The organism is Gordonia crocea (genome assembly GCF_009932435.1).
GTDB lineage: Bacteria > Actinomycetota > Actinomycetes > Mycobacteriales > Mycobacteriaceae > Gordonia > Gordonia crocea.
Genome location: NZ_BJOU01000011.1, coordinates 79692 through 91850 on the forward strand (window position 1 = coordinate 79692; position 12159 = coordinate 91850).

Consider the following 12159-nt stretch of genomic DNA (forward strand, 5'->3'; position numbering starts at 1 on the left):
TGCTCCGTTCAGTTCTTGAGACGGGCGGCCTCGGCGCGGCCGATCACCATCCGCATGATTTCATTGGTCCCCTCGAGGATCCGGTTGACGCGCAGGTCGCGAACGATCTTCTCGACCCCGGTCTCGTGCAGGTAGCCGTACCCGCCGTGCAATTGCAGCGCCTGGTCGGCGACGGTGAAGCAAGTGTCGGTGACGAACCGCTTCGCCATCGCGCACAGTTCGACCTTGTCCGGGTCCCCGTTGTCGAGGGCCTCGGCCGCGCGCCACAGCATCAGCCGCGACACCTCCAGCGAGGTCGCCATGTCGGCGAGTGTCGCCCGGATGGTCGGCTCCCCGATCAGCGGCGTGCCGAATGCCTCCCGGTCGGCGGTGTAGGCCAGCGCCGCGTCATAGGCGGCCTGGGCGCCGCCCAGCGAGCACGCCGCGATGTTGATGCGCCCGCCGTTGAGCCCGTTCATCGCCATCGAGAAGCCGGCGCCGACACCGTCGGGACCGCCGATCAGCGCGTCGGCGGAGACCCGCACGTCGTCGAAGATCACCTGGGCGGTGGGCTGGTTGTGCCAGCCCATCTTTTCCTCCGGCGGCCCGAAGGACAGCCCCGGCGCATCCTTCTCGACGATGAAGGCCGAGATGCCGCGCGCCCCGGTGTCCCCGGTGCGCGCCATCACGACGTAGACGTCGGAGACGCCGCCGCCGGAGATGAACTGTTTGGTCCCGCGCAGGACGTAGCCGTCGCCGTCGGCCCGGGCACTGGTCGCCAGCGCCGCCGCGTCCGACCCAACAGACGGCTCGGTGAGGCAGTAGGAGGCCATCGACTCCATCGTCGCCAGCCCCGGCACCCAGCGCTCGCGCTGCTCGGCGGTCCCGTAGCAGTCGACCATCCACGTGCACATGTTGTGGATCGATAGGAACGCGGCGGTCACCGGGTCGCCCTTGGCGAGTTCCTCGAAGATCCGGACGCCGTCGAGGCGCCGCAGACCGGCACCGCCGACGTCCTCGCGCGTGTAGATGGCGGCCATGCCGAGCTCCGCCGCCTCCTTCATCTCCGCTACCGGAAAGTGGTGGTCGGCATCCCATTTCAGGGAGTTCGGCGCCAACCGCTTCTGGGCAAAGCCGCGCGCGGCGTCGACGATGAGCCGATCGTCGTCGTCCAACCGGGGGTAGGGCATCGTCGTCCGCCTACTTCATCGTCGGGATGGAGAATTCAGCCCCGCCTGTGATGTGGTCGGGCCACCGCGACGTCACCGTCTTGGTGCGGGTGTAGAACATGATCGACGATGGGCCGTGCTGGTTCAGGTCGCCGAAGCCGGACTTCTTCCAGCCGCCGAAGGTGTGGTAGGCCACCGGCACCGGGATCGGCACGTTGACGCCAACCATGCCGACCTCGACGCGGGAGACGAAGTCGCGGGCGGTGCCGCCGTCGCGGGTGTAGATCGCCACCCCGTTGCCGTATTCGTGCTCGGTGGGCAGCGCGAGGGCTTCTTCGTAGGTGTCGACGCGGGCGATCGTCAGCACCGGGCCGAAGATCTCGTCGGTGTAGATCGACATGTCGGTGGTCACCTTGTCGAACAGGGTGGGGCCGAGGTAGAAGCCGCCGGACAGGTCGTTGCCGTCGAACTCCGAGTCGGTGCTGCCCTGGCCGCTGCCGTCGACGACGAGCTCGGCGCCCTCGTCGACGCCCTTGGTGATGTAGCCGAGCACCCGTTCGCGCGCGGCGGCGCTGACCAGCGGGCCGTAGTCGGCCTTCTCGTCGTGGCTGTGGCCCACCCGCAGGTCGGCGATCTTCTCGACGAGCCTGGTGCGCAGTGCCTCGGCGGTCTTCTCCCCCACCGGCACGGCCACCGAAATGGCCATGCAGCGCTCGCCGGCCGAGCCGTAGCCGGCGCCGATGAGCGCATCGGCGGCCTGCTCGATATCGGCGTCGGGCATGACGATCATGTGGTTCTTGGCCGCACCGAAGGCCTGGCAGCGCTTCCCGTTCTCGGCGGCGTTCGTGTAGATGTAGTGCGCGATCTCGGAGCTGCCGACGAAGCCGACGGCCTTGATGTCGGAGTGGGTGAGCAGTGCGTCGACGGCGGACTTGTCGCCGTGCACCACCTGGAAGACACCGTCGGGCAGGCCTGCCTCGGTGAACAGCTCGGCCAGGCGCACCGGCACCGACGGGTCGCGCTCGGACGGCTTCAGCACGAAGGCGTTGCCACAGGCGAGGGCGGGCCCGGCCTTCCACAGCGGAATCATCGCGGGGAAGTTGAACGGGGTGATTCCGGCGACGACGCCGAGCGGCTGGCGCATCGAGTAGACATCGATGCCGGTGCCGGCACCTTCGGTGTACTCGCCCTTGAGCAGGTGCGGAATGCCGACGGAGAACTCGATGACCTCCAGGCCGCGCTGGACGTCGCCGCGGGCGTCGGCCAGGGTCTTGCCGTGTTCGGCCGAAAGCGTGGAGGCGAGCTCGTCCATGTTGGCGTTCACCAGCTCGATGAACTTCATCAGGACGCGAGCGCGCCGCTGCGGGTTCATCGCGGCCCACTCGCGCTGCCCGGCGACAGCCGAGCGCACGGCCGCGTCGATCTGGTCGGGGGTGCTGAACAGCAGCTGCGACTGCACCTTTCCGGTGCTCGGGTCGTAGACGTCGTAGGACGCACCGGCTCCCGGCACTCGCTTGCCGTCGATGTACTGGTCAATGGTCTTGGTCATCGTCTCGCCCTCCCGGTGGCGTCTTCGTGGTCGGTGGTGATCGGTGTGGTGATCGATCTCGTGATGATCGATGTGGTGACCGTCTCACTATCAGCCGGATCGGCTGGCAGGGTCAACGGACAAAGCTGCAGGACGCCAGTGCAGATTTGCACGACCCAGCGGCCTTCGCTGTGCGTAGATGCATCTATCGGTGGGTGAAGTGCGGGTCGCGCTTCTCCACGAAGGCAGCCATTCCCTCGGTCTGGTCCTCGGTGGCAAAGGTCGAGTAGAACAGCGCCCGCTCGGCGCGCACCCCCTCGGCCAGCCCGGTCTCGAAAACCAGGTTCACCGCCTCCTTGGCCACCGCCGTCGCGATCGACGACTTGGCCGCGATCTGCGCCGCCATCTCGAACGCGGTCGCCTCGGCCTCCTCGTCGGCGACGACGCGCGACACCAGGCCCAGCGCGTCGGCCTCGGCGGCGCCGATCGACCGGCCGGTGAGGATCAGGTCCATCGCCTTGGCCTTGCCGATCGCCCGGGTCAGGCGCTGTGACCCGCCGATGCCGGGGATGACGCCGAGGTTGATCTCGGGTTGCCCGAACTTCGCCGACTCACCCGCCACGATCATGTCGCACAGCATCGCCAGCTCGCAGCCACCGCCGAGCGCGTAACCGGTGACCGCGGCGATCGTCGGGGTGCGCAGCCGCGACAACGAGTCCCACTCGCCGAAGAACTGTTCGGCGACCATCTCGCTGAAGCCCTTCCCGGCCATCTCCTTGATATCGGCGCCGGCCGCGAAGGCCCGCGGGGAGCCGGCGAGCACGATCGCCCCGATTCCCGGGTCCGCGTCGAAGGCCTTGGCCGCCGCGACGACTTCGGTCATCAGCTCGGTGTTCAACGCGTTGAGAGCCTTGGGCCGGTTGAGCCGGATCAGTCCGGTCCGGTCCCGGACCTCGACGAGGATGGTGGCATAGTCGGCGTCGGTCATCGGTGGGTTCCTGTCTCGTCGAAGGTGAGTTCACAGCCATCGGGCAGCGGTGCGGTGAAGCCGGCCGCGCGCGACGGGTCGATGTCGTCGAGCTCGGCTATCGCCCACACCGGATCGCGGCCCTTCTCAATGACTTTCGCATGGATCCCCTCGGCGAGGTCGGGGTATTGCAGGCAGCGCAGCGAAGTCCGGTACTCGCGCTTCAAGGTGTCGCGCAGGGTCGCATCCGACGCCGCGGCGCGCAACGCGCCCAAAGTGACCGTCAGGGCCATCGGCGACATGGCCGCGATCTTGGCGCCGGCTTTGACCGCCGACTGGGCCCCGGCCGCGCAGCGCGCCAGGATCTGCGACACCGAGTCACCGGCGAATGCCTCGGCGATCCACTCCCGCTGGGCGGCCAACGCCGACTCGGGGGCGGTGACGGCGTGCGCCGCCAGCGCCTCCTCTGGAGTCTGGTCGGCCAGCGCGAGCAGGAACGGCTCCAGCGCGTCGGCCGGCACATAGTGCGTCGCCAGCCCGACCGCGACGGCATCGGCGCCGTCGAGGCTGGTCGTCGTCAGTGCGGCATAGGTGCCCAGTTCGTCGGACAAGTGCGACAGCAACCAGGTCCCGCCGACGTCGGGCACCAGGCCGATGCCGACCTCGGGCATGGCCAGTCGCGTCCGATCGGTGGCGACGCGGATCGATGCGTGACCCGAGACGCCGACGCCGCCGCCCATCACGATGCCGTCCATCACCGCCACGACCGGCTTCGGATAGTCGCCGATCGCCGCGTTGAGGTGGTACTCGTCGCGCCAGAACGCGGCCGACGGGGTGTTCGCCGCAGCGACGTCGTCGGTGGACCCGGCCATCGCGGCGGCGTCGCGGTGGATCGCCGCGATATCGCCGCCGGCGCACAGACCGCGCTCGCCGGCGCCGGTGATGACCACCGCGCTTACCTCCGGGTCGCGCTTCCACTCATCGAGCACGGCGGCCATCTGGGTGACCATCGGATGGTTCAACGCGTTGATGACGCGGGGCCGGTTCAACACGATCCGCCCGACCCGACCGTCAACACTCGTCACCAGTTCCGGTGCGGATACCGCCGTCTCAGCCATTCAATCTCCCTCGCCTACCCGTCGCGACTCATCGTCGCGACGGAGCGGCCGGTCGATCAAGCGGCATTTGTGCACCCGTGGGGGTGCAGATCGCCGCCCGCCCCACCGGGCGGGGTGAGGGGCCTAGCTGTAGAGACGCCCGCCGCAGTTCGGCCAAGCGCCGACGCCCTGGCTGGCCAGGACGCGCTCGGCAACGGAGATCTGCTGCTCGCGCGAGGCCTGGTGCGGCATCCCGGCACCACCGTTCGCCTGCCACGTGCCGAGGCTGAACTGGAGACCGCCGTAATAGCCGTTGCCGGTGTTGATGGCCCAGTTGCCGCCGCTCTCGCACTGCGCGACGGCGTCCCAGTTGTGCCCGTCGGCGTGGGCGGCGGTGGCGGTGGCGACCGCCGGGGTGATGATCAGCGCGGCCGTGACGGCCGCACGGACGGCGAGCTTGTTGATGCCCATCTCGATGCTTCTCCTCCACGTCACGCCGGGCGCGATTGGTTAGCGCCATCTCGGCGGTTGACGAATCGGTGAAGAAGCTACTGACCGGAAAAGCAAAGGTCACATCGACAAAACCGCAGAACGCTTGCTCCAGCAAGCGGTGAACCGGCACATCACCGCAGGTCGCAGCCGTTATCGTTCCGTTACCAAAGGCCTCGGTGGCGACAGATGCATTGTGGCCAATCCCACTTTTAGGGCAGGAAATTCACGGGCTCCCCGGCTATACGCGCCACACGACGATGACCAGGGCGACCAACCCGAACAGGGTGATCAGCGCGGCCATCAATCCCGCCAGCGACGAGGCCAGCACCGAATCGTATGTTCGCAGGGCGCGCCGTTGCCGCTCGTGCTGGATCCAGGCCAGGATCAGCGCCACCAGTCCGACGACGATCATGATCATCCCCACCACTTGCGGACTCGCAATCGTCTCGTGGTGCTCGGCCCGGCGATACTCGAAGAATTGGAAGATCGTGAACCCAAAGGCGATCAGCGACGTACTGGTCCGGATCCACGCCATCATCGTCCGCTCCAGCGCGAGATTGGTGCGCACCACGGCGAGCTGGGTATTCGCGTCGGGACGCTCGGGGCCCGTCGGCGTGGGATCGGTCATGAGGCTTCCACTCCTACACTGTCGGGACCGGCTCCCTGCGTGATCATCCGCAGTACGCCGATCGCCGCCACCAGCGCCAACCCCGGCAGCACGAACCCGTATCCGAGGTTTGCCGCATTGCCGGCGAGGACGCCGAGTGCGACGGCTCCGACGATAGCACCGCCATAATTGAAGAGGTTGACCCGCGCGATCACCTCGTCGCTGCGGGCCGGCGACAGCTCACCCGCCCAGCTGAACGCCACCGGAACCAGCAATCCCGCCACGGCACCCGCCAATGCGAATCCGGCGACGGCCGCTGCCGGCGCCGCGACCGCCGCGACGATGAGGCACCCGGCGAGGGCCATCCCGACGCCGACGACGCCGGTCGTCTTCCGGCCCCAGCCAAGCACCATGGGATCGGCGGCCAACCGCCCCAGGAGGACGACGGCGAGATAGGCCGCATACCCGAACGGGGCCACCGTCGGCGACGAAGCCAACCCGTCCCGCAGGTAGAGCGTGCTCCAACTGGCCACGGCGGAGTCGACCACAAATGCGGCGAACACCAGCGATCCGGTGAGAACGATGCCGCGCACCGGGAGGCATTCGCGGTGCCGCCGCTTGTCCTGGTCCGCCCCGGTCCGCACCGTGATGTAGGGGTCGCCGAACGTCACCGACAACCCGGCCACCACCACACCGAACACAGCGGCTCCGGCAATCGCCGAGAGCGCCGGGAGCCGGAGCCACAGGACGGCCGCGGTCGCCACCGCACCGAGAATCGCCGCCGCGGTGTAGGCGGCGTAGAGCCGTCCGAAGACCGGCCGCGACGCCTTGGCCTCGGCAAGCGCCCCCTGCATGTTGCACGCGGCGTCCACCGAGCCCAGACCGATGCCGTAGACCAGCGCGGCACCGACGAACAGGACTAGGTCGTCGGCGGCAACCATTACCCCCAGCGCGACAGCCTCGATCAGGAATCCCACCGCCAACGACCATCGACTCCCCCACCGCGAGGCGGTCAGCGGGTGGTGCCGCCTAGGTGTAGGCGACATGCACGCCGGAGATTTCGCCCGTGAACGGGAAGGGCGCCCGATCCCGGTAGGCCAACGACACCGGCGACCCGAGGCAGCGGCCGATGTCGAGGCAGTCGTTCGCGGTGAACAGCAACGGCACGCTCACCGGAACCGTGCCGCCGGCCAGCGGCTGGTCGTCGCGGGTGATGGTCACCGTCAGCGGCCCCGCCGGTGAGGCGTCGGTGTGCACGGTCGTGATGACGATGCGGGCATGCCCGGCGGGCACCTTCTCCTCGGACCGAATCGTGGTCCGCTGCATGAGGAACAGGTTGTACTCGTACACCAGGTAGCCGCCGTCGAGGTAGCAGGTCAGCCCACCGGCCCCCGAACCAAGCGCATACAGCACACCGTTGGCGTCGGCCGGGAACTCGGCATCGATCGTGACGACGTTGTTCTTCGTGCCCAACGCGGGCGCACAGAACTCCGGCATCCGGACCATGTCCCCGGGGAACCGCCACTCGCGATAGGGCGGCGCGATCCGCAATTCGGGGTGGTAGACCGGCACCCACAGTCCACCGCCGACGGGGAGAACCGCGTTGCGCGCCGCCTCCACCATGAAGATTTCCTTCATCTGGGCGAGACGTTCGGGCTCTTCGGCGGCCAGATCGTTGGCCTGCGACCAGTCTTCGTCGAGGTGGTACAGCTCCCACTCGTCGTTGTCAGGCGTCCAGGTCGCCATCCCCTCGGGCGTGCCGGGCACCCACGGGAGCCGCGGGCCGCGGGCCGACGCCATCCAACCCTCGTGATAGATCGCCCGGCTGCCCATGATCTCGAAATACTGCGTGGACTTGCCCCCCGGTGCATCCCGGTCGACGAGGGTCTGTGCGAAGCTTGCGCCGGCCAGTGGCATCTGTGGCTCGCCGTTGACGACGAGCGGCGGATCAATGCCGAGGATGTCGTAGATCGTCGGAACCAGGTCGTTGCAGTGGAGGAATACGTCGCGCGGTTCGGCGTCGGGGGCGATCACCTTGGGCCATCGCACGGCCATCGGGTTGCGGGTACCCCCGAGGTGCGAGGCCATCAGCTTCATCCCCTTGTAGGGAGTGCTCCCCGCCCATGCCCAGGCGGCGTGATACTGGTTGTCCACCAAGGGCGACCCCAACACGTCGAGTCCGCCGAGTTCGTCCAGCGCATCGATGTGCTGCCGGACCGTTGTCGGAATCCCGTTCTGCGCCAGGAGTTCCGAGATCGTGCCGTTCTGCCCCTCGCCGGAAGACCCGTTGTCGCCCCAGATGTAGACGAAGACGGTGTTGTCGGCATACCCCAGCGCTTCGAGCTCGTCGACCAAGCGGCCGACCTGGACGTCGACGTGTTCGCCGTAGCCGGCCGCGACCTCCATCAGGCGGCGCTGGAACGGCTTCTCATCGTCGGGGACGTCGTCCCATCCGGCGAGTTGCTCGTCGCGTTCGGTCAGCTCAGCATCATCCGGGATCCAGCCCTTGGCTTTGGCCCGCGCGAACACCCGTTCACGATAGGCGTCCCAGCCATCGTCGAATTTCCCCGCGTACTTGTCGGCCCACGGCTTCATGATGTGATGCGGTCCGTGGAGGCACCCACTCGCCCAGTACAGGAAGAACGGTTTGTCGGCGTTGAATGAGCGGTGGCGCCGCAGCCACGAAATGGCATCGTCGGCAAGGTCTTCGGAGAGGTGATAGCCCTCCTCCGGCGTCCGGGGAGGAAGTACCTGCGTCGTATTGCGGACCAGGTTGGGTTCGTACTGGGACGCCTCTCCGGCGAGGAAGCCGTAGAAGTACTCGAAGCCCAGTCCGGTCGGCCAGTTGTCGAAGGGCCCCGCCGCCGTCGTCTCTTCCGCCGGGGTGTTGTGCCACTTGCCGAATGCCGCTGTGGCATAACCGTATTGCTTCAGCACCTCGGCAACCGTGGCACTCGACCGCGGGATCTTGCCGGCGTAGCCGTCCCAATCGTTGGCCAACTCGGCAATCTGCCCGTTCCCGATCTCGTGGTGGTTGCGCCCGGTCAACAGCGACGCCCGGGTCGGCGAGCACATCGCCGTCGTGTGAAACCTGTTGTAGGTCACGCCCTCGGCGCAGATCCGATCCAGCGTCGACGTGGTGACCTCGCCGCCGAAGGTGGTGGGCAGCCCGGGGCCGGCATCGTCGATGAGGACGACGACGACATTCGGCGAATCTTCGTGCAGCCGTTGCGGAATGGACCGCTCTTGGTAGGTCGACTCTTGCAGCGTCCGACCGGCGATACTCGCCGAGGGCACCGGCGGAAAGGGCAATACGCCCCCGTCGGGCAACCTCGGCTTGGTGATCGTTTCCCCATTTTGTGCGGCCACCGTCGACTCCTCTACTCCGCAGGATGCGATCACTGTAGGACTCCGGCCGAGTCCGGGTCTTGACAGTTGAGGACCAATAATTGACAGTTCAAGACATGTCGATCATCCGCGGGTCTGCGCTGACCGGATACACCGACCAGGTGCACGCCATCGGCGGGAATGCCCGGGCCTACGCCGACGCCGCGCGGGTCCCGTTTGACGACATCGGCTGCCACGACCGCTACATCCCGCTGCGCAACGGCATCCGGCTGCTGGAGGACGTCGCCGCCGGACTGCGGGTGCCCGACTTCGGACGCCGCCTCGCGAAGCGGCAGGGAATCGAGATCCTCGGCGCCGTCGGGCTCGCCGGCCGCAACGCGGCCACCGTCGGCGACGCCTTCGCGGTATTCGAAACGTTCATGGCCTCCTACAGTCCGGCCATCCACACCCGGATGGTGCCGCACCGCAAGACCGACCTGCGCCGGTTCGGATTCTCCTATTGGCTCGACCCCCAGCCTGACCAGGCCCAGGCCATCGAGCTGTCGCTGGGCGTCGTCCTCCAACTGCTCCGACGATTCCTGGGCGCCGACTATCGCCCCGTAGCCGTACATCTCCCCCATGCGCCGATGACCTCGGAGGAGGACTACGCCGGATACTTCCGGTGCCCCGCGCAATTCCAGGCCCCCGTGGCGGGCTTCAGTCTTCGCGTCGAGGATCTGGCGCGTCCACTGCCAACCGACCACCTCGCCCGACAAACGGCCGTCGACTACCTCACCACCACGCTGGGCGACGTGAGCCCGAGCACCACGATCCTCGTCCGCACCCTCGTACGCCAAGCACTCCCACTCGGCGAATGCGGACTGCCCGGCGTCGCCGGACAACTGGGTCTACACCCCAAAACCCTGCAACGACGACTCGCCGCCGAAGACGCCGTGTTCGGCGACCTCGTCGACGACGTCCGTCGCGAGACCGCACGGCACCTCCTCGTCGACACCACCATCGGATTCGATCAAGTGAGCCGCCAGATCGGCTATGCCGAGCAAAGCGTCTTGACCCGCTCGTGCAAGCGCTGGTTCGGAATGACACCGCGCGACATCCGTCGTACCCGATCAACGAACGGCGCATGAAAGGTCCCGGCTCCTCCCGCTCCCCCATTGCGGTCCCGCTCCACCGGCCGGAGGAGCGCGATCACGGTGAGGGAGCGGGAACCGCGCCACCCGCGGATCGTGCCCGGCGCATGAAAAATCCCCCTGGCCAGCTACGCCAGGGGGACCTTCGTTGGTGGAGCTGCCGGGAATTGAACCCGGGTCCTCCGCCGCTTCACTGGGGCTTCTCCGTGTGCAGTCCGCTATGTCGTTACTCGGATCTCTCGGTCACGCGAACAAGCCGAGAGGACAATCCCAGTCGCTGTGTGATTTCCCGACCCCGCCCGCGACCGGCGGTGTCGGTAAGTCCCCGAAGCTGATGCCGGCATCCGGGTGTGAGGACACCACCCGGGCCGACAGACTAGCCGTCGCTGATTAAGCAGCGAGGGCGTAGTCGCGCTGATTGGAATCGGCGCTTAATTGGTTGCTACGACGCTCACGGTGGTCTCTAGCCTGCACCGACACGCTTCCCCCAACTCGACGCACAGAGTCGAAACCGATCAGCCCCGAGTAGGGATCCACTGCTTTCGCAGCGGACTATTCAGTGTAACCGTCCGCGCGTCGCAAATCATCCCGTTTATTTCGGGGCCCCACGCACCCGACCGTCAAACGATTTCCAGCAGTAGCGAATCCCCCGGCCCGACCACCCCGCCGAGCAACCCGCTGCGCGAGGTGAACTCTCGACCACTCCACGCGTCGATCGCGCGGATCGTCCCGGCCAGGCTGAGGGCGGCGGTGGCCACGACGACGCCAGTCGGCTGATCGCCCCGGTTGGTCAGTGCCACGACCAGCCCCTTCAGGCCGACGGCCCGCGAGGCGATGAACACCCCGGCGTCGTCGCGCACCACACCCCCGACGGCTCCGCGCTGATCACCGGCCAACGCCAGCACGTCGGCATTGGCGACGACGCCGCGCACTCCCGGCGACAACGCCCCCGCCACACCGCGCACCATCCACGGCCGCGCGGCCATCAGATCAGCGGTCAGCTCCGTGCGCAGGGCGGCCTCCGAGGTATCGGCGGCCACGGAGTTCACCACGGCCCCGGCCGGTATCGCCGTCACGAGTTCGATCCCGCGCCCGGCCAATGCCGCCGCAACCGCGAAGCGATGAGGCGAATCCGCACAGGGCGCCACCACCAGCCGACGGTAGCCCGCATCGCGCAACCCCGATCCGACCAGGCCGTCGGCCTCCGCGACGACGGCGGGTACCGAGCAGACCGCCGCCGAACTCACCCAGTGCGGCTGCGGGACCACCGGATCCGGGTCGGGCACCGCACATCCCCCGCAGACGCCGGCCACCAGAACCGCGGCCAGCAATCGGACGGGGCACATCGGTCTCCTACATCCCCTTGACGCGGCGGCCGACTTCGCGCTCGACTTCGCGCTGCGCGGTGCGCTTGGCGATGTCCTGGCGCTTGTCGTGCGCCTGCTTGCCGCGGGCCAACGCCAGCTCCACCTTCACCCGGCCGTCGCTGAAGTACAGCGACAGCGGGACCAGGGTCAGGTTCCCGTCGCGGATCTTGCCGACGAGGTTGTCGATCTCACGCCGGTGCAGCAAGAGCTTCCGGTTGCGCAGCGGCGCGTGGTTGGTCCACGACCCCGAGCCGTACTCGGCGATGTGCAGCCCGCGCAGCCACACCTCGCCGTCGTCGACGGTCGCGAAGGCGTCCACCAACGACGCCTTGCCGTCGCGCAGGCTTTTCACCTCGGTGCCCAACAACGCAACCCCGGCCTCGTAGGTGTCGAGGATGGTGTAGTTGTGGCGCGCCTTGCGGTTGGTCGCGATGGCTTTGCGACCCTTCTCTTTCACTGCGTTTCCCTTCCAGCG

11 protein-coding genes and 1 other RNA gene are annotated in these 12159 nt (G+C 67.8%); 1 reads left to right on the plus strand and 11 read right to left on the minus strand.

The features are described 5' to 3' along the window. Positions 1-8: 8 nt before the first annotated feature. The 8 genes from nbrcactino_RS14600 to nbrcactino_RS14635 all read right to left on the minus strand — a co-directional run bounded on the left by nbrcactino_RS14600 (position 9) and on the right by nbrcactino_RS14635 (position 9208). Positions 9-1169, minus strand: coding sequence for an acyl-CoA dehydrogenase family protein (locus nbrcactino_RS14600; RefSeq protein WP_161928242.1), 1161 nt, complete (start codon positions 1167-1169; stop codon positions 9-11). A 10-nt stretch (positions 1170-1179) separates the two neighbouring features. Beyond that, positions 1180-2697: a CoA-acylating methylmalonate-semialdehyde dehydrogenase gene (locus tag nbrcactino_RS14605; RefSeq protein WP_161928243.1), complete on the minus strand. Its 1518-nt coding sequence runs from the start codon at positions 2695-2697 to the stop codon at positions 1180-1182. Between the two features lie 184 nt (positions 2698-2881). Next, on the minus strand, positions 2882-3664 hold the full coding sequence (locus nbrcactino_RS14610; RefSeq protein ID WP_161928244.1) for an enoyl-CoA hydratase-related protein: 783 nt from the start codon (positions 3662-3664) through the stop codon (positions 2882-2884). Then, the gene (locus nbrcactino_RS14615) at positions 3661-4761 is read right to left on the minus strand and encodes a 3-hydroxyisobutyryl-CoA hydrolase (RefSeq protein WP_161928245.1); all 1101 of its coding nucleotides are present in this window, start codon (positions 4759-4761) and stop codon (positions 3661-3663) included. Before nbrcactino_RS14615 ends, nbrcactino_RS14610 begins: the two co-directional genes overlap by 4 nt. Before the next feature lie 123 nt (positions 4762-4884). Then, positions 4885-5211 (minus strand): transglycosylase family protein, encoded by a 327-nt coding sequence (locus tag nbrcactino_RS14620; protein WP_161928246.1) that lies wholly within the window; start codon positions 5209-5211, stop codon positions 4885-4887. 259 nt (positions 5212-5470) lie between these two features. After that, entirely contained in the window at positions 5471-5860 is a 390-nt protein-coding gene (locus nbrcactino_RS14625) for a YidH family protein (RefSeq protein WP_161928247.1), read from the minus strand. Next, entirely contained in the window at positions 5857-6816 is a 960-nt protein-coding gene (locus nbrcactino_RS14630) for an MFS transporter (RefSeq protein WP_161928248.1), read from the minus strand. Before nbrcactino_RS14630 ends, nbrcactino_RS14625 begins: the two co-directional genes overlap by 4 nt. A gap of 52 nt (positions 6817-6868) precedes the next feature. Continuing rightward, a complete protein-coding gene (locus nbrcactino_RS14635) occupies positions 6869-9208 on the minus strand; it encodes an arylsulfatase (protein WP_228460931.1) in 2340 nt (779 codons plus the stop codon). 95 nt (positions 9209-9303) lie between these two features. On the opposite strand from nbrcactino_RS14635, the gene nbrcactino_RS14640 reads away from it, so the two are divergent. Further along, positions 9304-10314, plus strand: coding sequence for an AraC family transcriptional regulator (locus nbrcactino_RS14640; protein WP_161928249.1), 1011 nt, complete (start codon positions 9304-9306; stop codon positions 10312-10314). Between the two features lie 152 nt (positions 10315-10466). Here nbrcactino_RS14640 and ssrA read toward each other — a convergent pair. From ssrA to smpB, 3 genes are all read right to left on the minus strand, one after another. After that, positions 10467-10840, minus strand: a transfer-messenger RNA (tmRNA) gene (gene ssrA / locus nbrcactino_RS14645). 97 nt (positions 10841-10937) lie between these two features. Continuing rightward, positions 10938-11663, minus strand: coding sequence for a hypothetical protein (locus nbrcactino_RS14650; RefSeq protein ID WP_161928250.1), 726 nt, complete (start codon positions 11661-11663; stop codon positions 10938-10940). 7 nt (positions 11664-11670) lie between these two features. Next, positions 11671-12141, minus strand: a complete 471-nt coding sequence (smpB, locus tag nbrcactino_RS14655; RefSeq protein WP_161928251.1) for an SsrA-binding protein SmpB — start codon at positions 12139-12141, stop codon at positions 11671-11673. Between the last annotated feature and the right edge of the window lie 18 nt (positions 12142-12159).

What these genes read in the sequence shown, in the direction of transcription:
- nbrcactino_RS14600 (WP_161928242.1), bottom strand. Translation starts at nt 1,169, where the DNA reads ATGCCCTACCCCCGGTTGGACGACGACGATCGGCTCATCGTCGACGCC.
- nbrcactino_RS14605 (WP_161928243.1), bottom strand. Translation starts at nt 2,697, where the DNA reads ATGACCAAGACCATTGACCAGTACATCGACGGCAAGCGAGTGCCGGGA.
- nbrcactino_RS14610 (WP_161928244.1), bottom strand. Translation starts at nt 3,664, where the DNA reads ATGACCGACGCCGACTATGCCACCATCCTCGTCGAGGTCCGGGACCGG.
- nbrcactino_RS14615 (WP_161928245.1), bottom strand. Translation starts at nt 4,761, where the DNA reads ATGGCTGAGACGGCGGTATCCGCACCGGAACTGGTGACGAGTGTTGAC.
- nbrcactino_RS14620 (WP_161928246.1), bottom strand. Translation starts at nt 5,211, where the DNA reads ATGGGCATCAACAAGCTCGCCGTCCGTGCGGCCGTCACGGCCGCGCTG.
- nbrcactino_RS14625 (WP_161928247.1), bottom strand. Translation starts at nt 5,860, where the DNA reads ATGACCGATCCCACGCCGACGGGCCCCGAGCGTCCCGACGCGAATACC.
- nbrcactino_RS14640 (WP_161928249.1), top strand. Translation starts at nt 9,304, where the DNA reads ATGTCGATCATCCGCGGGTCTGCGCTGACCGGATACACCGACCAGGTG.
- nbrcactino_RS14650 (WP_161928250.1), bottom strand. Translation starts at nt 11,663, where the DNA reads ATGTGCCCCGTCCGATTGCTGGCCGCGGTTCTGGTGGCCGGCGTCTGC.